The organism is Ruegeria sp. B1 (genome assembly GCF_056535885.1).
In genome coordinates this window covers 793,392-818,958 of the sequence record NZ_JBQFJA010000001.1, presented here as the reverse complement: position 1 = coordinate 818,958, position 25,567 = coordinate 793,392, and the positions used below count along the sequence as shown (strand labels likewise).

Sequence of the window (25,567 nt, the reverse complement as noted above, 5' to 3'; positions counted from 1 at the left end):
TCGGGCCCGCAGGACTACCTCATTCAACCGCCTGAATGCGCTCGACCATTTCTGTGCCGTACTGGTCGGTGTAGACGCGGTAGGCCGCTTCGGCGAGCGCCTGGAACGGCGCTCTGTCAATCTCGGTGATCACTTCCATCCCCCGCTCTTCCATCAGGGCGATGCCCTCTTCTTCAAGTCTCAGCACCTCGCTACGCGTGGCCTCCACCGACGCCGCGGCGGCTTCTTGGAACCAGCCTTGTTCCTCTTCGCTCAACCCGTCCCACAGGATCGGCGACACCAAGATGATCGCTGGTGAGTAGACATGACCGGTCATTGAGACATGGTTCTGCACTTCCCAGAAGTTCGATGCTGTGATGACCACGATTGGGTTTTCTTGGCCATCCACAACGCCCTGTTGTAGAGCGGAAAAGAGTTCTGGAAATGCCATCGGCGTTGGTGCCGCGCCCATGTTCTGGAACGCCTCCATATGCACACGGTTTTCCATCGTGCGGAGCTTCAGCCCGTCCAGGTCTTCTGGCGTCCGGATCGGCCGTTGGGAGTTCGTGACGTGACGAAAGCCGTTCTCAGTCCATGCCAAGCCGACCAGATCGGCATCGCGCATCCTATCCAGCAGTTCTTGCCCGATCTCACCGTCTAGTACGGCGCGCGCATGGTCGTAGTCACGAAACAGAAACGGCAGATCGAGTGCGAAGACCTCGGGCACGAAGTTTCCAAGCGGGCCGGTCGACGTAATCACCATGTCGACCGAGCCGATCTGCAATCCTTCGATCATGTCCCGCTCGCCTCCCAACTGCCCGGCAGGTGCTTGCGTGCCGGACCAAGCGCCCCCCGACACCTCGGTCAGAGTGTTCAGAAAGGCCTGTGCTCCGATACCGTAATGGCTGTCGGCAGCCACGGTGTGGCCGATAGTGATCTGGTTCGCCTGCGCTGCGCCAGCGATCATCGCGGCCGTTGCAGCAGCCAATGTCATGAGTCTCATGGTCCTCCTCCCTTGGTCTGTATGCCGGTCACACCGGCATCGAAAGCGTCTGTCGGAATTGATCCAACAGATCGCGAAATCCTCCGTCTTTACGAAATCCCAAAGCCTCTGCCCGGGGCGTCTCGATCCCGCCGGGCCAGCTCTTCACAATAGCCGCCACAGCTGCGTCCGGAACGGGACGCACCAGTTGCGCAACTCCATCCCCCTCTTCGGCACGCATGACGTCCAGTATTTCTCCGACGGACACTGACAAGCCCGGCAGGGTTATGGTCGTTTCGCCTTTCAGCGCGCTCTGTTTCAGGGTGGCGGCATGAAACACATGGTCAACTACTCGGTCAGGCGAGGCCAAGTGCAGGCGCACCTCGCGCCCGACCGGCAACACCGCCCGCTGTCCGGTCAGCGGCTCCCGAATGATCCCACTCGCAAAAGAGGACGCCGCGCGGTTCGGTTTGCCAGGGCGCACTGAAATCGTGGGCAACCGCAGGCTGCGTCCCCGCAAAATCCCACGACGGCTCGCGTCACGGATCAGGATTTCTCCGATCATCTTTTGCGCGCCATAGCTGCTGCGCGGCGCGGGCGATGTCGTATCTTGAATGACCTCATTGTCCGCACAGGAAAAGACAGCCACCGACGAAGAGAAGATTACAACAGGCGGCGAGTTCAGCGCCTCCAACGCCTGAATGAGCGCCACGGTCTCTTCGACATTGACCCGCAGGCCGAGCCCGAAGTCTTCTTCCGCCGCGCTTGAAACCACGGCGGCCAGATGCACGATCAGATCAGGCTGCGCGGCGACCATTGCGCACAACACGTCTGGATGACCAACGCCACCCGACAGCGCACGAACGAATGGATAGGTCGCCTCCAGCATAGCCAGCGAGTCCTCAGCCACATCACAGGCCAAGATCTCATGGATCTGATGCTGCTCCCCCTCCAGGTCGATGCTCCCGGCTGCCGAAAGCCTATCAATCAGCATGCGCCCCAGAAAACCGGCCGCTCCAGTGACCAAAATGCGCATGACAATCCTCCCTCAGCAGCACCTCTACAGGGTAATGACAGCGCTGTCAAACATACTATCCCTTATAATATGGTCTTTTTTTCACATTTGATCGGCGCTATCATCATGAAATTACTATTCGCATAAAGAACGGACGACATGATGGCCCCATCTAGAGTTCGACTGGCCGAAGTGGCCAAACTCGCTCAAGTGAGCGAGATAACCGTGTCCCGCGTCGTGCGCGGCGCAGCGAATGTGTCTGCGGACACCGTACGGAAGGTAGAGGAGGCGCTTGAAAAGACGGGCTATGTCCGCAACAGGCTAGCCGGATCCTTCGCAGGGCGGACATCGAACCAAATCGCAGTGATCCTGCCCTCCTTGTCGAACATCGTCTTTCCCGACGTGCTCCATGGGCTGGAGGAGCGGTTGGAGACCGCTGGCTATCACCCGATCCTGGGCGTATCGAACTACGATGCCGTGCGGGAGGAACGGTTGATCGCAAGCCTTCTGGAATGGCAGCCCGCAGGCATTGTCATAGCAACGGCAGACCCGTCCCCCAAAGCCCGCAAGCTCCTCAGCCGTGCAACTTGCCCCGTTGTCGAAATCATGGAGATTGACACCAACCCAGTCGATATGGCCGTGGGCCTGTCGCAAGTGCAGGCGGGCAAGTCGATGGCGTACTATCTGCTCGGACGAGGCTATGAAAGCTTCGGCTATATCGGGCACGACTTGATCCGAGACCGCCGCGCCGCAGCCCGCCGCGACGGTTTCCGCGCCGCCCTGCAAGAGGCAGGCCTGGATTTCGAAACCTCGCTGCAGGATGCGGCCCCGAGCTCCGTTGCTTTGGGCCGGACGCTTACCGCACGCATGCTAGGGATCGGGACGCCGCGGCTGATCTACTATTCCAATGATGACATGGCGATCGGAGGCCAGTTCGAAGCGCTCGCCAATGGCCTATCCATTCCGGACACACTGGCTTTGGCCGGGTTTAACGGGCTCGACCTGGGTCAGGCCGCCCCGATCCCGTTAACGACGGTACAATCCCGGCGCAGCGAAATCGGCGCCACCGCGGCCAAGCAGATCCTCGCACGTCTCGCCGATCAGGACACGGCACGGATCGTCGATATCGGCTTCAAACTGATCCCTGGTGCGTCCACTTGACACTCACGCCGACTACAGGATGCCCAGAAGGGCCTCTAAGCTTTCAATGCCAAGGAGCGCATGGGTCATCCCTGCGACCCGAATAAAGACCTTGGGCGATTTCGCCAATCGCTTGCCAGCATTTGCATGCCAGGGCGGAAGCCGCCGCACCAGCCTTAGGTCGACAAGCAGATCAAGGTACCGCGTATCACTCTGACCGGAGACACCGAGGTTGCCCGCCAGCTTCGCCGCGTTGAGAAGGCCGCCCTGTTCATGGGCCAACATGGTCCAGAGTCGGCGCAGTGCCTCGGCCGGAATGCGCAGCCCGAATGACGGGATGTCGCGTTCCAGATAGGTTCGGATAAAGTCCTCGCGCCAGGTCAAGCTGGCCCGATGCGTCCTCGCCAAAAACTGTCGGGGAAACCGCCCCGAAGCCAAAGCGTCGACATCTCGTCAACGCCGACCTCTGGCAGAAGGAAGGGCGTCAGTTCGTGATAGCTCACCCGTCCAGCCAGAGACTCGGCGCTTTGGTGCAGCAGCGTGTTTGACGCCGATCCCAACAACAGGAATTGCCCGGTTCGGTGTCGTGCCCTCCGGCGCCGGTCGATTTGACCGCGCAGAGCTTTGAAGAGATCGGGCACAAGCTGGATCTCATCGATCACAACAAGCCGTCCCATCTGCTCATCCAGATAAAGGTCCGGCTCGTCCAAGATCTGACGATCCGCCATCCGCTCCATATCGAGATAGACCGCATCGCGGCTTTCTGCGACGTCTTGGGCAAGGGTCGTTTTGCCGACCTGTCTTGGACCAAGCAGAGAGACACCAGCCTGGGCTTCCAGGGCCCCTTTAACCCGTTGTCTGTGACTGCGCTCGATCATACCTTACATTTATCCAATGCGATGGAAGATTTGCAGAGCTTAAGGCGAGTCCAACACCGTGACGGCGATGCACGCTACGCCTATCTTTCCTCCGTCAAACCAGCATCTCATTTTCCAGCTGCTGCCGGTCCGGCAGCGACTCCAGATCGAACGCCACGAGGAACTGCTCGGTCGTCACGTAGGTGTAAACGCTCCGCGCCGTGGGGATCGCAGTCCGGTGCCGATGGGGCCGCCTGCATGCAACCGCCCAATCAGATCGCGGCTGATCTTTTTGCCGAAGATGTCCTTCAGGCCGGCGCAGGTGATCGGCTGATGGTACGCGATGGCAGCGCCAAGGTTACGCAACGACCATAATGGGTCCCATTATAGTTACCGGCTGAGCATCGCCCACCTCACGGCATCCCGGTTACGATAACTGGAAACTATTGTAACTTCAGCCCACCTCCTCCGTTCAAGCGACAGACCTAAATTCGGTCAAAGCGTTTATCTGGCGTTTCATATGACATCACTTTTCGCCCCGGAATGATCCGATGAAGAAGAGTGAACATCCGCAGAAAAAGGTAATCTCGTAGTCGACGATCTGTTCCAAGATCATGCTTGTTTGTCTCGTGATGACGGATACGCCACGTGTTGCCAATACTCGTTAGGGCTAGCATTTCAGCTTCAAAAAGTGCTTGCTCTTCGGAGGATTGTGCAACAGCGGTGATAAGCGCCTGCGCCGACGATTTTTTGTTGGTGGGGTCAATATGCGTTTTTAGGCGTTCAAATGCATCCCAGAGCGCCTCAATCGATCGTTGCGCTGCGTCTGGATCTCTATCGAAGAAGCGTGTTCGAGCAAGTTCGAGAAGGCGATCTGTCTCTAGATCACCACTATCGAAATGCGTCAGACGAAGTTGATCGGCGACGGGCCCTTCGACGATACGTGTGATGAGACCGTCAATGCCCATTTCGTAAGCCAAACCGTTACGGGACAATACGTCATTCACAGCAGTACGGAAGTCTGCCAAACCATCTTCTCGATCCCAGGTCTTGTGATAATGCCGGAAGTAACTGTGATAATCACTTTCTCTTGGCTCCCCTGCATGCTTTGCATGCCATTCAAGTGCGTCCAGAATTGCAACTGTTGGAATGGACGCCTCTTCCCCATGATTTTCACTTACTTTGCGCCACCATTGCGCTAGCTCAGGGACCATGCCGACACGGGCGGCCTCCAACATGTCCTCAGATGTACCAAAAGGTCGGCCGTTGTCCGGGCAAATAGCTGGAAAATCGATTCCGAAAAAGTCACGGTCTTGAAAGCTTTGGACCAAGCTCTGAAGCGCTGCTTCCACCGTGGCCGATATCTCGGTTTCTGTTCTGGGTCGCGGACCATTAGCCCGATCCGAATAAAGTTGCGACATTTAGCTGTTACCTTTTCACCTGAAATAAATGCGGAATAGGCCCTTTACCGCTTCCACCATCCGTACATCTCCTAATTCATCCAAGTAGTTGAGGTTGGTCGTGTCTTGGGTCTCTAGCGTCACTTCAATCGCTAAACACTTTACATCGCCAAGCAGCTTTCCAAGTTTCTTGTGAAGAGTTTTCTGGTCAGTACCAGCAGTCACGAGGAACATAACCGCAAGAAGAACAGCTCGGTCGGGGTTTGTAGCCAGGTCGGTTGCAAGTTGATGAACTCGCTCGTCACTGGCGTTTTCAATTAGAAGGAGAACCAGCCAACACGCGACAGTCGGACTGACAACTGCGATCCTTTCACTTTCGATGAGGTCAATTTGTCTGGCTTCTAAATGATTGCGTTCGAAGAATAGTGCCTTTGCCGAAAGGCTCTGATACGTCGGGCGACCCTCGCCAACGGCAATTTTCACTATTTTGTCACGACGGGCTTGAAAACCGTGCCGTACCATGGCTTGCAGCAATGTCAGTCGAACGTCATTGTTGTCAGTTTTCTTGAGCGAACTGATCACCTCTTGGTATTGATCGTCCGTGAGATTGGGCTGGTCGAGAAGGAGGTCGGCCGCCTTGCCTGCGATAGGATAGCTAACCGTGTACCCATGATGGTGTTGATCAGGCGTCCATGTATCGAATGTTAGGTCGATCAAAACGTCAGAATGGTCACCATGTGGTGCTTCCTCAAGCATTTCCACGAGGCGCTTCCGGACCAGACTGCTGTCATCACTCCTCAGTTTCAATAAGCTATGCGGTAGTGGAGAAGTTGAGGCCTGAAATATTGCATTTATTGCTTTGATACGACATCGCGCGAACTCATGCGCCAATCCTAGAGAAATCAACGATTGATCATTCAACTGAACTGCCAAATCCATTGTCTGGCCGACAAGTTCAATATTCTCTTCGGAAACGTCATGCGTAGTTGTCAGGATACTACGAAGTCGCGAAGAAATATCGTGGCCGTGGTTAAACAGGAGTTTGGAGACCGCCAAATTCAGATCAATGCTAGCGGTTTGGTCTACGGACTGAAGCACTTCTTCTGCATCAGGGAAGAGCTCTGAATCATCGAGATCGAGAAGTCGGCAGATCGCATTCGAAACGTCAGGGGTACAACGAGACGTAATCTTCTTGATAAGTGTCCCCTGTTCAGGGACAGGTATTTCGTCAAGTTCCAGTGCCGCTTTGATATCCAATGAAATCTCGAGCATGCGTTCCACGGAAAGTCCGGACGATGGCGACAAAAGCCCGGCAATAAGCAGAGGTTTATGGTTGAGTGCCACTCGCGCGGCATTTGACCTAACGTCTCGGTCTTCGGAACCCTCCCGCAATCGAACTGCCAATTGGCTAGATAGTGATTTTTTGAATTCCTTATCTGCAAGGTTCCAAAAGTGGTTTTCGTGGCGATGTTTCAGAGCCGCTTTGCTTATTGCCGTGAGCTCTTCTTCTGTAACATCACTCTCATCGCGGCTCGCACAGTTAATCCACTCCCAAACGAATGAGGCGCGTCGTGGGTGGTTTGCCAAAGACTGCCAATCGCCTGTAGCACGGCGAGCATCCACGTAAGCTTTCAGGACTTCGCCAGCAGTATGACCGTCTTCGCCCGCCTGTTCCCAGTAGTGCTCAATAGCGTGATCGTCATAGTCGCGATTGTGCATCGCAAGCCAGAATTTGCGATCATGCGAGTTGACTGACTTGTCACTGCACTCTGCTGCGTCCGATACTACGGCCTCAAATCCGTTGATGTCGACGATCGCGCCATCAATCAGAGTCTCCGCATTCGGATTGTATCCATGCCCGATGATCGCGCTCACACCGGCTCTGAACGCGGGAGTGAGATTTGGTGAAAGTCGTGCAATTGCGGTGTGAAAATTACCGCGAAATGAGCCATTCCTGAACCCTATGTGTAGCGGCTTGAGATCATAATCCGTTGGGCGCGAGATCATCGCTGTTTCTGGCTCAGATTATTTGAGACTATAAATCGATTTGGGACCACTTTATTTGAGAACGGGCTCAGAATAATTGAGACGGGCTCACATTTCTGAGACTGGGATCGGTGGGGTGAGACCATCCACATGACCTCATAGCGACAACCCCGCCATCCGCATTCGCTCTGCCAATTCGCGGGTCCGCGCGGGTTCAAGCTGCCCGCTCAGGAAGCGTTTGATCTCGGCAGGTTTGGACTGGAACTGATCCGCCAATACCTTCACAGAATAGCCCTGCCGGGTGAGACGTGGCTCCAAGTCATCAAAGTCGGGGGCCAGGGTGGCCGACACAATATCCGGCGTGATTGGTTTCTGGCCGATGCGGAACCCGGCCTCCAATGCCCGGTTTAAATATTCGGCAAACTGTAAGGGTGTGGTCAGGCGCTCTGCCAGTAGGTCCAGCGCCGCCGGTTCGATAATCTCGTCAAGTGGAGCGTCGTCCTCGGTACACTGGTCCAAAAGCCAGTCGAGATAGGTTCGGGACTCTTCCCCCAATCCTTCGAAGGGCAGGATATCAGTGCGATGCCCGATCTCTTCCATCGTTGGGCGGCGAAGGTCGTTTCGCAGCTTCGGATGGCCGACCAGAATAACGGACAGATTGCCTCCGCCGCGCGCGATCACTTCCATCAGGCGTTTCAGCCCGATCAATGTCTTTCCATACAGATCATGGGCCTCATCGACAAACAGCGCCACGGGCTTTCCGGAGCGGGCTACCAGCTTCTGAAGTTCTCGTTCCCTCTTTTCACCTTGGGTTGGAATCTTTGGTTCTTTCTCTCGTGAGAGATCGTAGAACAGGGCTGAGATTAGCGTCGGAACGGTCGTGCGGGCTTTGTCCACCGACAGGCTTTCGGCGACAGTGACCTTCTTTTCGCGCGCAATTTCATCTTGCAACCGGTGCAGGAACACAGTCTTGCCGATGCCAACTGGGCCTGTCACAGCGATCAGGCGTCCGGTTCCAATGCCCGCCCGGACGGTGTGGGTGATCTGACGATGGTTCTCGGTCTCATAGAATCCGGCAGCTCGCCAGTCCTTGATCAGCCCATATCGCGCCATGATCTCGGCATTCAGCATTACTCGCTCTCCTCTTCAGCGGCCGGTCGCTTAGGCGAGAACCGGGCAGTTATTCCTTGTTTGATTTCCGTCTTGTCGAGCGTGCGGTCGACAAGATCATTCACGAACGACAGATCCTCGTCTGTCAGGCGGGCCAGCGGCTTGTGCAGCAAATCCGAGACCCCGCGCAGCGCATCCAATCGGCTGCTATAGGTGAACTCTCCATAGGGATCCGGATCGACAAAGGCCTGGCTGGCGAACGGCAGTACGTCTGCGGCTTTGGCCAGGCTTGAATCCAACCCGGCAAGCGCCGATCTGGGCACCGAGATCTTCTGCGCAAGATCTCCGATCCTGTCGGCCCGTGCCTGTGTTTGTGTTTTCTTGGGCTTGCGATAGCGATGCAGCGGGATAGGCCCACCTGTCGGGCGGTAGGGGCCAAAGCGCTTGTCGTTCCACTCAACGAACAGCTCGTGATCAAACACCTGCAGACCTGGTTAAGAAAGGTGGGCATTAAGCCGATCCAAATCTACCCGGGATCACCTTGGGAGAATGGATACAACGAGCGCTTCAATGGCACTCTGCGCCGGGAAGTCCTCAACGCAGAATGGTTCCACACCACCAAACAGGCTCAGATCGTCATCAATACCTGGCTTAGACAGTACAATCGTGTCAGACCCCATCAGGCTCTAAACATGCGACCGCCCGTTCCAGAAACCTTGCTCAAAACTGGCCCATAGAATTGGGGCTGGACAAAGTTACTGCTCTCTTTACCGATGTACAACTGGAAGCTGACGGCACTGGTTGGCTTTGGCTTTATACGATGATTCCTTCTGAAGAAGTTGAGGAAGAAAGGCACTCTGATACCGGAATTTTTCTAACTCAACGATTTATGCCAGTGTGCACAAAACCAGAGAATTTTCTCACCCGGAAGTTCGTCGAATTTGATGACGGAACTAAGGGCGAGGAACTGGCCTTCTACTTCCTAGATTTAAGCCGCCCAGAAAGATTTTTTGGATATCTAGACACCAATATTCTAGGAATTTCCAACTGGTTTATTGATAATCAAGAAGTGAAAAAATTTCTTGCAGAGTAATACGAGCCGACGGGGTGAGCGTTGTCGCTGTGACGGCGTCGGATGGTCTCACCCCACCGATCCCAGTCTCAGCAATGTGAGCCCGTCTCAATTATTCTGAGTCCAGTCGCAAATAATGTGATCCCAAATCGATTTACAGTCTCAAATAATCTGAGCCAGAAATGCCGATAATCTCGCGCCCAACGGATTATGATCTCAAGCCACTACAACTAGGTATCAGCTGAGGAATGGCAGGAGTGTCCGCAGCCCTGCCATCAGTGAAGCGCCTGGGAACGTCCGGAATGCGCGGGATTGCGATGTGCTGCACATGCGAAAGGCGGAAGCTTGGCCGACGGCTGCTTGGGGCTTATTTTGTTGAAAAACTCTTCCTTGATCGGTGCATGAACCGCTGATTCAATTCTTCCAATGGGTGGGAGGATTGAGCGGTGTTGGGGCCGAGGCAGGAAGCGCAATCGTCGCTGTTCTATGAGTTCTCATTGGAGAACCACTTTCCCTAAGATCACTTGCTTCGGTCGATTGATCGCTTTGTCGATTTGAGCAGCATTCGAGTGCATCTCGCGGGTTTCTACAACCACACAGGCCGACCTTCGGTTGATCCTGAACTGCTGCGTCATCTGTTTGATACGACTGTGGCGCGGTGCATCGCAGAAGGTCTGGTGAGCGGCCAGCGCCTGGCAATTGATACCAGCCGGATTGATACTCGTCGCGTTCCAATCTTCCTTCGGTGTTGAATTGTGTTACCGTCATCCGCAATCACGTAGTGTATATCCGCTTTCCCGTAGTTCTGGACTTTCTGCATAAACGAAAGACTGGAGTACGAGCAACAGCGGCTTTGGACTCTTTCGGCGAACCGGGGACGTCGCACAGAAGTTGTCACTGAATGCCACAGAGGTGGGTCTTGTTGTGACTACACCTTGGAAAGATGTACCATGGTTAATCCATGGCCTTTTACCTATTCGCTAGCTTGAGAGAGCAGCTCGATGGTGGACTGTTGTGCAGTCTGAGCTATGTCCGCATACTTGTCCTTGATAGTCAGCCCTGAAATGACAGCCGACACAAGATCAGGATTGAATCCTTTTGCGACTTTTAGCGCCTGTTTAGCACTCGCAGCAATCGGTGCTAATGCCTCTTTGACGTAGTTGTCTCCGTAGTGCTTTCGCACGGCGGCGATGTCGAACATATCACGCGGTTGCAGGTTCCATCCCCTGTGGACGATCTTTTTTGTTATGATCTCACTGGGCGTCTCAAGCAACACTTCTTTTCCACGTATTTCACGTGATTCTGCGAAGTTATCAGTGCGCCAGCCACAACAAATAACATCGATTTCTCCGACCCCATCGAAGACGATTTTGAGGGCCTGTGTGCCATCGGTAGCGTAGCTGCTTGGTCGCAACGTCAGGTCGAAACCCTGAATTTCTGGATTCAGAAACGGTAATACTTGGGGATCACCAATGAATAGATCAATATCATGGCTCTCACGGTGGTCGATCTGCAACATAAGCGCAGTGCCACCACCAAAAGTCCATTGGTCTACTATTTGATATGGGTCGTTTGCCTGATCGATTATGGACGTTGCCACATCAAAGAGGTCACCCCAACGACTCGGTACAGGTGTGTTCACAGGAGACTATCAGGCAGCGAGTGCGATTGGATTCATACACTGCTGTTGCAGGTATTTTGCGATGGCTTTTGCGCCATCACAAACGCCCATCTCTTCGACGAAGGCTTTCTGTAGATCCGGCTTAACTTCTGTAAAGAAAGAAAAAACTGGCCCCATGGCGCTCTTCATATCCTCAAAATTTGAGATGCAGGCGGCAAGTTGATGTGCAGATAGGTTCGCGCCATAAGGCGCGTTTATTGTTCCCAGTACGGTAGATGTCGCAAGCGACATTTCTGCAATCTCCTGTCTGCGGTCCTTATCAATATAGGAGTTTTCTTAATTTCGCAATAAGGCAGCGCTCAATTGTGACAGCTTTTGGTCCTTGATCTACTCAAAAACCCGGACACCTTCACCAGCAAAGACTTCTCTCAAACCCTTGTTAATGTCACACAAACTACACCGAGTGACATGCGGTAGAGATCTTCGATCAGCTCGGACAACCTTAAGTTAATCATGCCGCTGAAGTCGACCAGGCTATTTCGTAAGAACTGACATAGTTGACTGCTAGACTGGCTGACACGAAAGCGGACGTTGGAGCAATCGCAACGAAATAGCGCTCTGTCCGCATCTCTTCCCTCTGCAAACCGCCTGGGTATGTCCGGTTTGCGTGGTTTCAAAGCCTTCTGCACCAACAAAAACTCAAAGTACGGTTAAGGTCTGGTAACGGCTCAAATTCACTACACCGTGCGATCTGCATAAAATGGCTGTAGTGAGCTCTATTCAACTGATGCTTCGGGATAACCTAATGACGGCTCATCTCACAGCTCGATCCGGAACGAAACATCTGGCCTGCCCCCACCCTCTCTAGAACACGACTTTGAGGCCTGCGTTTGCGCTCAGTGCGCTGGTGTCGCCAGCGGTGCTGAGCCCGGTGGCATAGGAGGCTTCGCCAAAGAGATCCACGCGATCGGTCAGGGCATAGTTGCCGCCAAGACCGATCCCAACCGCCCAGGGCTCACTCTCGGTTGTCAGGGTCGCCCCGGCAACATCCACCTCGCTGCCCGCGCCAAACTCATGGAACAGGTTCACGATGCCATAAAGGCGGTGTGCCCCTTGTTCCTGCGCACCAAACTCAAGCCCAAGTCGCAGCTGCCGGCTGGCCGCATCCTCAAACGTCACCTGCTCCCCGTAGCGCTCACCCTCAAAGTCATCAAACCCAACTGACGACAGGCTCAGCTGCGCCTGCGGGATCACCGTCAGACCGGACCCCAGATCAAAGCGCTGCCCGGCCTCGATCGACAACCCAAGGCCCGTGCCCCCGTTGTCTTCGGTCAGGGTTCCAAGACCATCAGCGGCCAGGTCACTTGTATAGGATGCCAGTGTCACCTGCCCGTCGACATAAAACCTGCGCGTGTCATACCACGTGGCCGAAAGGCCCAGACCCAGGCCCGTGGTGTCAATCGAACCATCTCCAAAATCTGAGGTCACCGACGCACTCCCCGTGGCGTAGGAGAACATCAACCCACCCACAAGCAGCCCCGCCCCGCTCTCGCTCACGACAACATCCGCGCCGATCTCCATCTCCCAGATCGAGCTGTCGAGCGCGGCCCCTGTTGTGCTGTGCTCTTCCGACAAGGTGACCTGTTCTGTCCCCATCTGGAACCACAGCGGGGTGTCCCTGTTTTGACCCGACGCTTCCCCGTCCCAGGCCAGGCTGCGGAAGTCCTGTGAGCTGCCCCGGTTGCGCAGCGACGCGGGGCCAGTGAGGGCCAGCAGCGACTGACCGTAGCTGTCATAGATCGGCGCAGAGGGTTGATAGTTTCTCCCACCGGTCTCGGACATCGCGCTCAGCGACCAGCCGTGGCCATCCCCCGCCTCGGTCAGCCTATAGAGGTGGGCGCCCGAGACAACCGCTTGCGACCCGTCCGGGGTGACATGGTTGCCATCCACAAGGGTGAAGGTCCCGTTAAACGTTCCGCCAACAGTGACCACATCGATCTCAAGCGGTGTGCCTTCGCCACCGGCGCTGTCCAGGCCCGAAATCGACAGCATCATCTCGCCCGACGCGTCGCCCTTGATCTCCAGCCTGTCGGAGTGCGCATCATTGCCAGCGAGAACTGCATCCAGGGCAAAAACACTTGTTCCCGATCCGGTGTAATCCCCCTCAATGGTGATCACATCATCCGCATCCCCGTCCTGTACACTCAAAACAACAGAGCCATCATTGATCACATCCCCTGCAATGCTCACAACGGTGGGGGTATCCCCTCCCCCGCCCGTCGCGCTGGCCACTTTACCTGCGATGGTCGCCTCGGTGGGGGCGCCCCCGCCAGACACGCTGAATACAGATCCTGCCTCGATCGAGAGAGCCATATCCAGCGTGGCACCCTTATCCAGGCTCAACTTTGTTTCATCCTTCAGCGTCAAATGCTCCCAGTTGATGACGTCCTCCATTGTGGTCATGGTCTGGCCATGCAGCGTCAGCTGATCGTTATCACCCGCACCACCATCCAGAACGTGGGACCCAACATAGGTGCTGTCGGCGGAAATCGTGACGGTGTCGTCTCCCGCCCCAAGACGAACATCCCCGCTGAAGTCGCCGCCTTCCAAGGTCAGGGTATTGTCGCCCGCACCTCTTCGGCACTGTCCGGGTTATCAATCCGCGCATGAAGCCCCCAGGAGTTGGCAGCATTCGTGGTGATCGTGCCGCCATGCATTTCCGCGGTTGCCGTGCCAAGGCCACCATTGGATTGCGCAGCGGCTCCAGTGCTAATGATACCGTTAATGGACATTATCATACCCGCTTAAACGGCTGCAGAGCAGCCAGGCCGGACGGTTACGTTTCGAGTGCAATGGCACTTTTGAATAAAGGTTGTGGCAGCACTCACTCGCTGCGATGCATGTGACGTCCGTTCTGGCTAAGGACGGGACAGACCTGTCCTCCGGAATCAACAAGTTAGCTGAAAATGAGACAGCGATTTTCGGGGTATTTTACCCTAAAGTGTCCCATTTCTGACCGACCGGTGAGCGTACATATACTGCGCTGGCGGATTGTACCAAAATCACCGTAGTCTGCCAGCAATCCTAAGCGCGTTGTTCTCAATGAGATCGGCGACATGCTCGACCATCCCAGCTTCGGCATTAACCATGTCACAAACAAGATGGGTCGCCTCTACCCTCCGTGCCACCATCGTATCGACCAACTCCTGAACCCGTTTGCGCATCACTCTTGGACTGAAACCCGCTTCTTCCGCGATCCGGTCCCAGTGCTGACGGTCCATATCGCCAGGTTTGCGTTTTTGGCCCGCCAGTTTTTGAGCGTGATACTGGTTTACATGATCCCAGTGCAGGACGGTCGATACGTCATAGAGTGGTGCCATGCTTATGTCGCCACCCAACAACATCGAGTAGTTCTTTGCATGGGCGTCCGTATTGGCGACCAGTATGTTGAAAATAACCTGATCCTGTAATGCTAAAGCATCCTTTGATGGCACATACTGAGCCGTTCCGAGAAGCCGTTGCATATCGATCCCGGCCACTGTGCCTTGCTCGTACTTTTGACCGGGGAAGACCCCGTTGGCTTGGGCGAAGTCTTCCTGGTGCAAGCGTCTGAGTGATCCATCCCTTCGCGCTGATCGATCATACCGGGCAACTATCAATGCTGCGCGATCACCTGCTGGCAGGATGCCAACCTCCACCGTTTTCAGCCCGCACAATCGCGCCAATGTCAGGCAATACGCCTCGTTCTCGACGATACCTGGCAAGTTGGAATTGTCAGGCTTGATGATGACGGTGGAAGGCGCACCGTGTTTGGGGATAGCCAGTACGTCCGTTTCTGCTGGAAGGCCAAGTTTCGGGTTTCCAGCGGGGCCAAGCACCGCAAGTGCAGTCTTCTTCTGTCCACCTGCTAACGACAATCGAACACCGTCCTCACCAGCCAAGAACGGACGCTTACCAAGGTCAGCGAAATGGGCTGTGAGTGCGTCTTCTACGGTCTCGGTTTGATAGTGGTCGGTGAGTGGCTGATACGCCCATGACAACTTGTTACTGGGCTCTCCGACGGAAATCGCACCCGCCGTGTCCCCGCCGATCTCCATTAAGATAGCCAGGGCGTCTGATGAGGCCAAACCAAGCGCCCGCGACAGTGCAAGAAGTTGCTGTTCCTCTGGCAGCAGGTTGGCCAGCCAAGGGGTAATCACCGGTGCTGCGACCGACTCTGGCCGAAGTGGTATGGTCACAGACAGCGGAAATGCGCCTTTGGTTGCCAACCACTTCGGATTATATCGGAACGACAGTTCACCCGCTGCATCAACGTCGATCTGCCCAATGGTAAAGTTGCCGTAGAAAACCGAGATGCTGTTTTGGCTGTCCATCATTCGCCGTCCAGGTCATATCCATCCTGGCTCAACTTGATTTCCTTGGCCATACCATCACCCTGGGACTGAAATAGTATCGGCAGGTCTGTGCGGAGTGCCTTCGCAATCTCCACAAGAGTGGACAGCCTTGGGTCTCGCTTCCCATTTTCGATCTTGGATAGACTAGCCGCTTCGACGCCGGACAGACGTGACAAGTCGTTGAGCGTCAGCCGTTGGTCGCTCCGAGCTTTCCGAATGTTGGCGCCCACTATGTGGGGCCATTTTTGGTTCGCATACCGCTCCATTTGCACCTCTTGTCCCTAACGACAAGATATGGCAAGAGCGGCACCAAATGCAAACTATTTGTCGCTGACGACAAAATCGCTGCAATTGTCAAAATGAGCGCTCAAACTTGTCCTCAACGACAAAGGTTGCTCAGTTAGCCTTTGCGCACCAGTTGCAATAACCCAGTCGGCTCAACCGCCCCGAACGTGCACATATGGGGGTTATGAGGAACACAAGGAGAAGGCACGATGCAGTGACCATTCGCTGCGCGAATGTCCGCTTCTTGAAATCCGGGTTGGTAACAAACGGTTGTTTATGTTTCCGACCTTGTGCCCGTCTATTGGATTAACCCAGCAGATGGCACCCCGCTTATTCCCTAATGCCTTCATTTGCAAAGACCGCATTGAATGCAGATTTGGTTGATTGGTTACTTTGACAGATGGCGCTTTCGTCGCGCGGCCGCAACGTTGGTAATTCGTCCAATCGTAAGCAGCCTAAGTAAGTCTGGATGAGCATTATGAATTTTCTTCAGGACTTGCGAATAGCCTTCAAAACCCGCCAGCAATCTGACAGACTTTCCGTCAAAGCGGATGAGCCTCACTCCCGTTGCAGGGCCTTTGCCGACTGGTTCAGCACGTGAAATCTCTTTCAATGAAAATCGCACAGGACGACGAAAAAGACGCCGCAGAACAATGTCATCAACTGAGACACGAACACTTGTGCATGCGACGGCAAACAGAGCTACAGCCAAAGTAGAGAAGACCAGGCCGATAACGAAGGTGAGTCAATTCTTCGTAGTCTGCCCACTTGGTTCAGCTAACACGACTTGCCAATAGTAAGCCGCACAACCTCCGCAAAGGATCAGCGTCCAGACGGCGAGATATATATAGAGAGAGGTCGATTGCGGCTCAGTGCTAAATTATACGTTAGAAGGCTAAGCTATTGAAAAGTAACGGTATTTTTATGACTGATTTATGCAATGTCCGAAGTTTTCTGACTTCTAAGACTTTGATTTTATTTGATAAAAATTCTTAGAGTGCTTTTCTGCACTGAGCCGTAATCGCCCCCTGAATGACCCAAAACTACTTCGAGTGTAATCTGAGACATTCCTTCTGATGGGCTTCAACCTCGGCTCGCCGTTCGGGCTGGATCCGCCGCAATTTAGTGAGTTTTATAACCAAGTCAGTGAAGTCAGGCGGTGTTTCTCCCACCGATCCGGGATACGCCTTACGTGCTTCCTCTATATGCTCCTGCGCACGCAAAACTGCCAACGTATGGCGATTGTCGCCAGGATCACTTGGCGCGAGCGTCAATACTGAAGCGGTACATCTAACAAATCCACAAGCGCCTCCAGTGGGTCTGCCTTTCCCGGCTCTGAATTTTTCTCCTCCGGTGCCGCAGCGGACATATTGGGTAATATGATTGAAACAGTGAAAGCAATAACCTTAATTCTGTTGAATGCCATTGTATTTCTTCCATTCTTGATCTGATTTGATAGTTTTCATGAAAGAGCGCCACCAAACCGATGGGGTGGGTGGTTCCTGCTCCCATTGGCGGCGCAATGCATCATATGAAGGTGTCCAAGTCTGCTTTTGAGAGGAGCCACCCTACCCAAAAAGGAAGTCATCTTCACTCAGGTTTGTCACGGCAACGCTGCTTAAGGTAATCGTACCGTGCCCGGATACAGAGACTTCTGTGTCTGAACCGCTCGATGTGATGGTCAAATCAGAGTAGGAGACACCTGCGATATCCACTCTGATAAGGTCAAGGCCATCTTCGAAGTCTCTTATCGTGTCGTTTCCAAAACTGTCGTTAAAAACAAACTCGTCGCTTCCGGAACCGCCCCACAGCTCGTCATTGCCACCGCCGCCGTTCAGGGCGTCATCGCCAGTCCGGCCCGACACGATGTCATCGCCAGCGGTGCCGGTCAGGATATCATCACCAGCGGTGCCAAAGATCGGTGCTTCGTTTCTTCCGTGAACAACAACTGAAACCGTTGCAGTGCTCTCCCCGCCATTACCGTCATCGACCGTATAGGTGAATGTATCCGTCAGGGTCTGGCCCTCTGCCAGGGCCTGAACATCAGCTGCGCCGGTTGGGTCATAGCTGATCGTCCCGTCGGGTTTCAGCGTCAGGACTGCCCCATGCGCGCTTTCGGCAGAGACCGCTATCACCGTGAGCGCATCCCCCTCGGCATCGCTGTCATTGACCAGAAGGGAGGCTGTCTCAATCAGGGTGACAAAATCTTCCGAGATAACATCGGAACTTCGAGCAACACCGTTTGCATCGAAAATACGGGCCTCAGACTCCCAGTTGACCATAAAATCGCCATTAGCGAGCGCTGTCACATGCGCGCTGCCTTGACCACCATCGGTGATTGCTTCATTGGCGATCTCCCCGCCGTTCGCATCGAAAATACGGACATTGGTTGCATTCCCGTCGTAAGAACCGTCTTCGGGGCTATGAGACCTCCAGGTGACAACGAAATTGCCATTGGCAAGGGCCGTGACACTTTCGACGGGCCAGTCAATGGCATTGAGAGGTTCATTGACTTTGAGGAGGCCACTGATCTCCCCGCCGTTCGCATCGAAAACACGGACATTGGTGTCATAACCAGTAAGATCGTTATAGTATCCATCCGTCCAGCTTACGACGAAATTGCCATTGGCGAGCTCTGTAACACTTGGGTGATAACCCCAGATAGTCGTATTGGTGCTAAGGGTGAAGTCACCGACGGTCCCGACGCCATTCGCATCGAAAACACGTGCATTAATAAGTCTTAATCCTTGGCTATCATTGATATGATTCCAAGTTACGATGAAATTGCCATTGGAGAGTGCTGTAACACTCGGATTCTCTTGACTATCAAACCTTCCTTGATTGACGTAGAACTCACTGACGATCTCGTTGTCATCTGCGTCTACAATACGTGCCTTGATGTCATGAAAGTAAGTGGAGTCCGGTGCTTCCACCCAGGTATTGACGAAGTTGCCATTGGCGAGTTCTGCGACGTACTGTTGGGTTTGAGTGCCATTGGTAAAGTCATTGACGAGGAACTCACTTGCGGCAATGGTACTTTCTACATCAATAGTATTTCCAACCTCACTATCATCAGTTGCGACAGGTGCATCGTTTCTTCCGTGCACAACGATTGAAACCGTTGCAGTGCTCTCCCCGCCTTTACCGTCCGCGACCGTATAGGTGAAGGTGTCGATAAGTGTCTCGCCCTCTGCCAGGGCCTGCACAGCGTCTGCGCCGGTGGGATCATAGCTGATTGTCCCGTTGGCGTTCAGCGTCAGCGTGGCCCCATATGCACTCATGTCAGACACAGCTGTCATCGTCAGCGCATCCCCCTCGGCATCGCTGTCGTTGGCGAGAAGCATGGCGGCATCAATCAAGGCGACAGCATCTTCTGTGCTCGGAGTGGCAGTTTGAGCCGTATCATCAGCAGCGGCAGGGGCATCATTGGTTCCGTGCACAATGATCGAAACGGTTGCGACGCCCACACCGCCATTGCCGTCATCGGTCGCATAGGAAAATGTGTCGATAAGTGTCTGGCCCTCTGCCAGGGCCTGAACATCAGCTGCCCCGGTGGGATCGTAGCTGATGGTCCCATCAGTGTTCAGCGTCAGGGCTGCACCATGCGCACTTGTGGCAGAAACCGCTGTCACCGTGAGTGCGTCCCCGTCGACATCGCTGTCATTGGTGAGAAGCGTGGCGGTATCAATTGAGGTCACAACATCTTCGGTGATCGGAGTGGGACTTTGCACAACATCGTTAACTGCGACAGGTGCATCGTTGACAGGGGTAATCTCAAGCGCAAAGGCATCGCTTGCTGAAAGAGACCCGTCACTGGCCGTCACCAGTACATTGACCATGCCATTGAAATCCTGCGGCGGTGTGCCTGAGAAGCTCCCGGAAGCCGCATCAAACACCAGCCAGTCCGGCAGCGGCCAACCATCCGTAAGTGTCGCACTCAAGGTCAGCGCATCGCTATCCACATCCGTGAACGCATTCGCCGGCAGCACAAAGCTCACGGTCTCATCTTCCACGGAAGACTGATCAGGCAATACAATCGCCACAACAGGCGCATCGTTGGCTCCATGAACAACCACGGAAACACTTGCGGTGCTCTCCCCGCCATTACCGTCCTCGACCGTATAGGTGAATGTATCCGTCAGGGTCTGACCCTCTGCCAGGGCCTGAACAGCGTCTGCGCCGGTTGGATCATAGCTGATCGTCCCGTCGTCTGTGTTCAGCGTCAGGGCCGCGCCATGTGCACTCGTCGGAGACACATCCATCACCGTCAGCGCATCGCCATCCACATCGCTGTCATTGGCCAGAAGCGTGGCGGTCTCAATCAGGGTGACAACATCTTCTGTGATAATCTTGTGACTTTGAGCAACACCGTTCGCATCAAAAACGCGGGCCTTGATGGCGAGGTCCCCATCGCCCTGCTGTCCGTCATGAGACTCCCAGGTGACAACAAAACCCCCATTGGCGAGGGCTGTCACACTCGGGTTCTGTTGCCAGCCATTGGTGAATTCATTGACCAGGAATTCACTGACAACCTCATCGCCATTCTCATTGAAAATGCGGGCCTTGATGGCAGTACCGGACGTATCCCCTTGCTGCTGGTCCTCAGACATCCAGGTGACAACAAAATGGCCATTGGTGAGCGCTGTAATACTCGGGTATACTTGCCAGCTATCGGTGAATTCATTGACCAGGAACTCACTGACAATCTCATCGCCATTCTCATTGAAAATACGGGCCTTGATGGCAGAAGCGGACGCATCCCCTTGCTGCTGGTCATGAGACCCCCAGGTGACAACAAAACCCCCATTGGCGAGGGCTGTCACACTCGGGTCCTCTTGCCAGAAGTTGATGAATTCGTTGACACGGAACTCACTGACAATCTCATCGCCATTCTCATTGAAAATACGAGCCTTGACGGCAGACCAAGACGTATCCCCGTGCTGTTGGTCCCAAGAATGCCAGGTGACGACAAAATGGCCATTGGCGAGCGCTGTAACGCTCGAGTATAGTTGCGCGTCATTGGTGTATTCATTGACCAGGAATTCACTGACAATCTCATCGCCATTTGCATCGAAAATGCGGGCCTTGATGGCAGAACTGGACGTATCCCCTTGCTGCCCGTCAAGAGAATGCCAGGTGACGACGAAATGGCCATTGGCAAGGGCTGTCACGCTCGGCCAGCCTTGCATGTCATGGGTAACTTCATTGACCGGGAACTGACTGACAATCTCATTACCATCCGTATCAAAAATACGGGCCTTGATGTCAAAACCAGACGGATGCCCTTGCTCCTGATCATTGGACGGCCATGTGACGACGAAATGGCCATTGGCGAGCTCGGTAACGCTGGGGGTCAATTGACTACCATTAGTAGACTCATTCACCAGAAATTCACTGACAATCTCCACACCATTCTCATTGAGAATACGGGCCTTGATGGCAGTTTCAGACGTATCGCCCGGCTGTCCATCATCAGACTGCCAGGTGACGACGAAATGGCCATTGGCGAGAGCGGTAACACTCGGGTCGCTTTGAGAGCCATCGGTGAAGTCATTGACCAGGAACTCACTCGGATCAACAGTATCATCAGCCGCGACAGGTGCATCATTGACCGGGGTAACATCAAGCACAAAGGTGTCGCTGGCCGAAAGAGACCCGTCGCTGGCCGTCACCATCACGTTGACTGTTCCATTGAAGTCCTGGGGCGGTGTGCCCGAGAAACTCCCCGCAACCGCATCAAACTCCAACCAGCCAGGCAGGGCCGCACCATCCGCAAGCGTCGCGCTTAAGGTCAGCGCATCGCCATCAACATCCGTGAATGCATTGGCCGGTAATACAAAGCTCACAGATTGATCTTCTGCTGAAAACTGATGAGGCAATGCAAGTGCCAGAACGGGTGCATTGTTCATTACGGTCATTCCTTTATCCAATTCAAGCTGTGAGCAATTGAGATGATCTCATTTGCATGCTGTACATGTGAGTGATGAGTGAAAACCTGTTGTTATTGTACTGGCTAACGTTCCAAAGTTTTACTGATTGGGTTCCGCTGCGCGATTGACCGCGAATACGTCCAGCCAATTCGTCCCGCATCCAACACTGGATCCAGATCGCTGAATTGGAAAATACCATGATTCTATATTTGAATAGGAAAAGGCTATGGTGGGGTCTGCACCTGTCAGACTGTTACTTTGTCAATACGGCCTGAGCAAACAGTCGCCACAAGCACCATTATCGCACCAGAAGTCTGCAATGGTCTTCTGGTCAGGGCGAGTTGCCCAGTCAACCACATCAGTTCGACGTTCCGCCCTGCATTACGTTCTAACCAATGGCCGTGCCTGGCTCACCCAAACACTGACCGCTATCGCAAACGGGCATAAACAGTCCAACATCAGCAGCCTGATGCCCTGGAATTACGCCACAGACCTGTAATCGGTGCACCGCCTTCACTTTATCCTGAAAATGACGCAGAAATCTCAGCGGCCCAATGCATGTACCGGCTGCTGTTCTCCGCCGTCCCTGAGGCCCTGGTTCAGACCTGCATCGTGCATCTGGTGCGCTATGCACTGCGCAGCTCTCTCGGCAGATGAAGTGGCCGAAACATCTGCCCGTGCGGCTCAAAACCTGTGACTGAGGGCAAATCCAATGTAGGGATTGGGGTCACCGCCTTGTGCGCGATATCCCGCGTTAAACAGAATTTCCGGTCCGGGCGCTTCTGAAGCAAGCTGATAGGTCAGGCCAATATCTATCGGCCGCACTGAAGATGTAATCTGCACAGTTTGAGAGCTTCTTGTCACGCCCGTGCTTTCCTGACCGGCCACTGCTGCAACCCTGTCCCGGGGGAGGTCGATTGAAATCTCACCAGAGGAGATCTGGAGCGGACTGGATATCGACAAGTGCATCGTGCCTGGGCTGCCGAGAAAGCGTTTCTTGCTGATTGAGACGCTGCCGGCACGCCCCGTCAGGCTTTTGCCGCCCGTGACCAGGCCTGCCTGTTTGAAATCTGTCCTGCTTTGCGTGCCCGATACCGTCAGGAGCGTGCCCTGCCCGACCGCAACAGATCCGGATATTTCCAAGAACGAGGTAGAGCTGCGTCCGTCCTGACCCGCGGCTCCCATGAAGCGGGATCCAAGGACTGTGCCGTTTTCTTCTATGAGGCCGAACTGGGCAGAAAGGCCTGACCCATCTTTGTCTTTTGCTTCAAGCCCTATGCTGGTCCTCGAGAAGGAGCCCGTGGATGATCCGACCGCGTGGTCAGTAATAAGGGCCAGCGCTTGTGTGAGTTCAAACTTGTGCCTGAATGAGTAGTCTTCTGTCAGAAGCTGTCCAAATGGATCTGCGTCTGGATCTATGTCGCCGAGAGTTATCTCATAGGAGAACACATCCCCATCAAAACGGAGACCTGTTCCGTGATCTGAACGCATGAGTGTGAGGCTGTCGCTGACCTTTGTTTCCCTTGTGATCGCAAGGCGGGGTCTTGGCGCCTTGAGTTCGGAGACCAAGGCACTGGCAGCAAGCTCAAATCCGCGCGTATACGCATCTGCAACCATCAGGGTCTGCCCTGCGAGGGCCTGGTTGAGGGCTGGCGCCAGGGCGCCGCTGGCGACGATGCCCGTTTCGGCGAGAGGCATGGCGGCGCTCTCGATGGTGTTCCCCTGGTAGACGACAAGCTCACCCATAGGAAGCATGGCGCGTTCCAGATTGAGGAGGCCCTGCCCGTAGATCGGGTCAACACCCGGCTCACCGAGATCTTCGGCTGCCGCGAACATAATCTCAGCGATTACGGGTGCTGTCAGGTGTGGCCACTGGCTCTTCAATACGGCATAGGCGCCAGTGACATAGGCGGCTGCAATGGATGTTCCGTTCAAGTGAGTGAAGCCGTTGCCGTTGGGGATGATAATGACACCTGCGCCTGGCGCAGCGAGGCAAAAGTGCATTGCGACGCCACAGTGGTTGGAGGAGTGCCATAGGCTCTTGTCTTCACGGACAGCAACGACGGCGATGAAGTAACCGAGATAATCGTCCAGCACGACCGGAATGCCTGCAGTGACTGAGACGTCGGGCAGGCCGCCGTTGCCTGCGCCAAAAACGGTCATCAAGTCTTCGGATTTGGCTCTATTCAGGGCGGTGATGGTTTTGTCGCCAAGAAATTCTTTGAGATTTTTGCTATTTTCGTCCGGAGTTTCAGTTGTGAAATCCGTGATTGGCATTTCGACGATGAAATCATCGACAATTTTGGTTCGAACCCAGCTGTTGTTCATGACATGCGCACCAGCGTCAATTGCGCGGTTTATGGCATCAGCCCATATGCTCTCGATCGGAATCGTAAATTCGGTGTAGTCGCCCCGTTTTCTTATTCCATTGAAGATGACAAGCTCGGATTCAAAGGCAACGCCGTGCAGGCCTTGACCGTTTTTCCTGCCTGCAGCGATGTTGGCAACATGCGTGCCATGACCGGAACGGCCATGACCGTCAGGTTCAGAAATATCGTCGGGGTCTCCGACAAAGTAAGAGTGGCTGTTCTCAAAGTCGATTTTCCCTTCGAATTCTGGACTGTCGATATCAATACCTGTGTCCAGGATTGCAATCTTTATGCCCTGTCCTCGCCAGCCTTGAGCGTATTTTTCATCGGCTCCAATCAGAGACAGAGCATAGTTTGCGTTGAATTCTTCGGTCCGGAAGAAAGCGGGATTGTCCGGACCGGGGCCTGGGTTGGGACCGGGGCCTGGGTTGGGACCGGGGCCTGGGTTGGGACCGGGACCTGGGTTGGGACCGGGACCTGGATTGGGACCGGGGCCTGGATTGGGACCGGGGCCTGGATTGGGACCGGGGCCTGGGTTGGGACCGGGACCTGGATTGGGACCGGGACCTGGATTGGGACCGGGGCCTGGATTGGGACCGGGGCCTGGATTGGGACCGGGACCTGGATTGGGACCGGGGCCTGGATTGGGACCGGGGCCTGGATTGGGACCGGGGCCTGGATTGGGACCCGGGTTTGGAGTGCCGGGACCTGGGCTTGGATTTGGACTGGGGTTTGGAGAAGGTGATGGGCTGGGACCTGGGTTTGGAATACCGGTGCCTGGATTGGGGCCGGAGCCTGTCTCAGAGTCTCCACCACCACCGCCTGCGAGAGAAGCTGCGAGCCCAACTGCGGCGAGCCCAAGGGCGATCGAACCAATTCCGAAGGTCTCCCCTGTGCTTAGCTCCGAAAGGGAAAAACTACGGATGTCTGGTGTCCGGTCTAAGGTTTGGTTGAGGTAGTCCTCCATAATTGCTGGTCGGCTCAGGAGGATGTACTTGCGTGCATCCTCGAAGGTTGATGGATCGCGCGCATGCTCACTGACGAGGAATTGCAAGGCCTGTTGATTTGAATAGGAGGTGAGTTGATCCGAGTAGATATTCGCCGCGACGGAGTTGGCAAAGGTAATAATGGCCGTCGTGGTCAGGGCTAACGTCTTAAACAGGCGCATGATGATTGCTATTCTTTAGCTGTTAGATTGTAACTGCTCGGTTGCGACCGCGCGCCGTTGATACCGATGAACCGCCCGACCCACCCGGCTCGCAAGTAACAAGCTGAATGTATTGCGGATATTGAGGATTGCTGACCGATCATTCGGTAGGCGGGCCATTCGTTTCCTGCCCAACTTTAGAACCCAGTTACTGTATTATGAAATACTCCGATCCTATGTTTGAATAGACATCGGCTATGGTGCGGCCTGCGCACGCCAT

At 54.6% G+C, this 25,567-nt stretch carries 19 protein-coding genes and 3 pseudogenes; 5 read left to right on the top strand and 17 right to left on the bottom strand.

Annotation, left to right across the window (positions count from 1 at the left end; translation table 11 throughout):
• Positions 1-19: 19 nt before the first annotated feature.
• Both ACR3ES_RS03920 and denD read right to left on the bottom strand, forming a co-directional pair.
• Complete coding sequence (locus ACR3ES_RS03920) at positions 20-982, bottom strand: TRAP transporter substrate-binding protein (RefSeq protein ID WP_170437241.1); 963 nt, start codon at positions 980-982, stop codon at positions 20-22.
• 28 nt (positions 983-1,010) lie between these two features.
• The gene (denD, locus tag ACR3ES_RS03915) at positions 1,011-1,997 is read right to left on the bottom strand and encodes a D-erythronate dehydrogenase (RefSeq protein ID WP_170437243.1); all 987 of its coding nucleotides are present in this window, start codon (positions 1,995-1,997) and stop codon (positions 1,011-1,013) included.
• 141 nt (positions 1,998-2,138) lie between these two features.
• Here denD and ACR3ES_RS03910 point away from each other — a divergent pair, with 141 nt between their 5' ends.
• On the top strand, positions 2,139-3,137 hold the full coding sequence (locus ACR3ES_RS03910) for a LacI family DNA-binding transcriptional regulator (RefSeq protein ID WP_480424841.1): 999 nt from the start codon (positions 2,139-2,141) through the stop codon (positions 3,135-3,137).
• Between the two features lie 12 nt (positions 3,138-3,149).
• On the opposite strand, the gene ACR3ES_RS03905 is transcribed toward ACR3ES_RS03910, so the two are convergent.
• The 7 genes and pseudogenes from ACR3ES_RS03905 to ACR3ES_RS03875 all read right to left on the bottom strand — a co-directional run bounded on the left by ACR3ES_RS03905 (position 3,150) and on the right by ACR3ES_RS03875 (position 8,951).
• Positions 3,150-3,500 (bottom strand): DUF4143 domain-containing protein, encoded by a 351-nt coding sequence (locus ACR3ES_RS03905; RefSeq protein WP_480634688.1) that lies wholly within the window; start codon positions 3,498-3,500, stop codon positions 3,150-3,152.
• A complete protein-coding gene (locus ACR3ES_RS03900; RefSeq protein ID WP_480634687.1) occupies positions 3,497-3,994 on the bottom strand; it encodes an AAA family ATPase in 498 nt (165 codons plus the stop codon). Before ACR3ES_RS03900 ends, ACR3ES_RS03905 begins: the two co-directional genes overlap by 4 nt.
• Positions 3,995-4,088: 94 nt before the next feature.
• A pseudogene (locus tag ACR3ES_RS03895) lies at positions 4,089-4,324 on the bottom strand (SMC-Scp complex subunit ScpB); the annotation flags it as partial.
• Positions 4,325-4,458: 134 nt separating this feature from the next.
• Positions 4,459-5,394: a hypothetical protein gene (locus ACR3ES_RS03890; protein ID WP_170437249.1), complete on the bottom strand. Its 936-nt coding sequence runs from the start codon at positions 5,392-5,394 to the stop codon at positions 4,459-4,461.
• A gap of 15 nt (positions 5,395-5,409) precedes the next feature.
• The gene (locus ACR3ES_RS03885; RefSeq protein ID WP_170437251.1) at positions 5,410-7,248 is read right to left on the bottom strand and encodes a hypothetical protein; all 1,839 of its coding nucleotides are present in this window, start codon (positions 7,246-7,248) and stop codon (positions 5,410-5,412) included.
• 267 nt (positions 7,249-7,515) lie between these two features.
• Entirely contained in the window at positions 7,516-8,490 is a 975-nt protein-coding gene (locus ACR3ES_RS03880; RefSeq protein WP_480425612.1) for an ExeA family protein, read from the bottom strand.
• Positions 8,490-8,951, bottom strand: a complete 462-nt coding sequence (locus tag ACR3ES_RS03875; RefSeq protein WP_480424837.1) for a hypothetical protein — start codon at positions 8,949-8,951, stop codon at positions 8,490-8,492. The genes ACR3ES_RS03880 and ACR3ES_RS03875 overlap by 1 nt, the downstream gene beginning before the upstream one ends.
• Between ACR3ES_RS03875 and ACR3ES_RS03870 the strand changes: the two genes are divergently transcribed.
• The 3 genes and pseudogenes from ACR3ES_RS03870 to ACR3ES_RS03860 form a co-directional block, all read left to right on the top strand.
• Positions 8,940-9,206, top strand: coding sequence for an integrase core domain-containing protein (locus tag ACR3ES_RS03870; protein WP_480424835.1), 267 nt, complete (start codon positions 8,940-8,942; stop codon positions 9,204-9,206). The two genes, ACR3ES_RS03875 and ACR3ES_RS03870, sit on opposite strands and share 12 nt — an antisense overlap.
• 2 nt (positions 9,207-9,208) lie before the next feature.
• Positions 9,209-9,562: a hypothetical protein gene (locus ACR3ES_RS03865; protein WP_480424834.1), complete on the top strand. Its 354-nt coding sequence runs from the start codon at positions 9,209-9,211 to the stop codon at positions 9,560-9,562.
• A 425-nt stretch (positions 9,563-9,987) separates the two neighbouring features.
• A pseudogene (locus ACR3ES_RS03860) lies at positions 9,988-10,257 on the top strand (transposase); the annotation flags it as partial.
• Positions 10,258-10,514: 257 nt separating this feature from the next.
• Here ACR3ES_RS03860 and ACR3ES_RS03855 read toward each other — a convergent pair.
• From ACR3ES_RS03855 to ACR3ES_RS03825, 7 genes are all read right to left on the bottom strand, one after another.
• A complete protein-coding gene (locus ACR3ES_RS03855) occupies positions 10,515-11,183 on the bottom strand; it encodes a nucleotidyl transferase AbiEii/AbiGii toxin family protein (RefSeq protein ID WP_480424833.1) in 669 nt (222 codons plus the stop codon).
• A 9-nt stretch (positions 11,184-11,192) separates the two neighbouring features.
• Positions 11,193-11,453, bottom strand: coding sequence for a hypothetical protein (locus ACR3ES_RS03850; protein ID WP_480424832.1), 261 nt, complete (start codon positions 11,451-11,453; stop codon positions 11,193-11,195).
• Positions 11,454-12,026: 573 nt separating this feature from the next.
• Positions 12,027-13,772 carry an autotransporter family protein gene (locus tag ACR3ES_RS03845; RefSeq protein ID WP_480424830.1) on the bottom strand — a complete coding sequence of 582 codons (1,746 nt, stop codon included), beginning with the start codon at positions 13,770-13,772 and terminating at the stop codon, positions 12,027-12,029.
• Between the two features lie 2 nt (positions 13,773-13,774).
• Positions 13,775-13,954 (bottom strand): hypothetical protein, encoded by a 180-nt coding sequence (locus tag ACR3ES_RS03840; protein ID WP_480424829.1) that lies wholly within the window; start codon positions 13,952-13,954, stop codon positions 13,775-13,777.
• Positions 13,955-14,224: 270 nt separating this feature from the next.
• On the bottom strand, positions 14,225-15,538 hold the full coding sequence (locus ACR3ES_RS03835; protein WP_480424827.1) for a HipA domain-containing protein: 1,314 nt from the start codon (positions 15,536-15,538) through the stop codon (positions 14,225-14,227).
• A complete protein-coding gene (locus ACR3ES_RS03830) occupies positions 15,535-15,822 on the bottom strand; it encodes a helix-turn-helix domain-containing protein (protein ID WP_480424825.1) in 288 nt (95 codons plus the stop codon). The genes ACR3ES_RS03835 and ACR3ES_RS03830 overlap by 4 nt, the downstream gene beginning before the upstream one ends.
• A gap of 1,587 nt (positions 15,823-17,409) precedes the next feature.
• Positions 17,410-21,759, bottom strand: a complete 4,350-nt coding sequence (locus tag ACR3ES_RS03825) for a tandem-95 repeat protein (protein ID WP_480634367.1) — start codon at positions 21,757-21,759, stop codon at positions 17,410-17,412.
• A 412-nt stretch (positions 21,760-22,171) separates the two neighbouring features.
• On the opposite strand from ACR3ES_RS03825, the pseudogene ACR3ES_RS03820 reads away from it, so the two are divergent.
• Positions 22,172-22,270 (top strand): annotated as a pseudogene (locus tag ACR3ES_RS03820) (transposase domain-containing protein); the annotation flags it as partial.
• A gap of 185 nt (positions 22,271-22,455) precedes the next feature.
• Here ACR3ES_RS03820 and ACR3ES_RS03815 read toward each other — a convergent pair.
• Positions 22,456-25,308, bottom strand: coding sequence for a S8 family peptidase (locus ACR3ES_RS03815; protein WP_480424823.1), 2,853 nt, complete (start codon positions 25,306-25,308; stop codon positions 22,456-22,458).
• Positions 25,309-25,567: the final 259 nt, after the last annotated feature.

Coding starts and splice junctions, on each gene's coding strand:
- ACR3ES_RS03900 (WP_480634687.1), bottom strand. CDS start 3,994: ATGATCGAGCGCAGTCACAGACAACGGGTTAAAGGGGCCCTGGAAGCC.
- ACR3ES_RS03880 (WP_480425612.1), bottom strand. CDS start 8,490: ATGCTGAATGCCGAGATCATGGCGCGATATGGGCTGATCAAGGACTGG.
- ACR3ES_RS03830 (WP_480424825.1), bottom strand. CDS start 15,822: ATGGAGCGGTATGCGAACCAAAAATGGCCCCACATAGTGGGCGCCAAC.
- ACR3ES_RS03920 (WP_170437241.1), bottom strand. CDS start 982: ATGAGACTCATGACATTGGCTGCTGCAACGGCCGCGATGATCGCTGGC.
- ACR3ES_RS03840 (WP_480424829.1), bottom strand. CDS start 13,954: ATGTCCATTAACGGTATCATTAGCACTGGAGCCGCTGCGCAATCCAAT.
- denD (WP_170437243.1), bottom strand. CDS start 1,997: ATGCGCATTTTGGTCACTGGAGCGGCCGGTTTTCTGGGGCGCATGCTG.
- ACR3ES_RS03910 (WP_480424841.1), top strand. CDS start 2,139: ATGGCCCCATCTAGAGTTCGACTGGCCGAAGTGGCCAAACTCGCTCAA.
- ACR3ES_RS03890 (WP_170437249.1), bottom strand. CDS start 5,394: ATGTCGCAACTTTATTCGGATCGGGCTAATGGTCCGCGACCCAGAACA.
- ACR3ES_RS03835 (WP_480424827.1), bottom strand. CDS start 15,538: ATGATGGACAGCCAAAACAGCATCTCGGTTTTCTACGGCAACTTTACC.
- ACR3ES_RS03850 (WP_480424832.1), bottom strand. CDS start 11,453: ATGTCGCTTGCGACATCTACCGTACTGGGAACAATAAACGCGCCTTAT.
- ACR3ES_RS03815 (WP_480424823.1), bottom strand. CDS start 25,308: ATGCGCCTGTTTAAGACGTTAGCCCTGACCACGACGGCCATTATTACC.
- ACR3ES_RS03825 (WP_480634367.1), bottom strand. CDS start 21,759: ATGACCGTAATGAACAATGCACCCGTTCTGGCACTTGCATTGCCTCAT.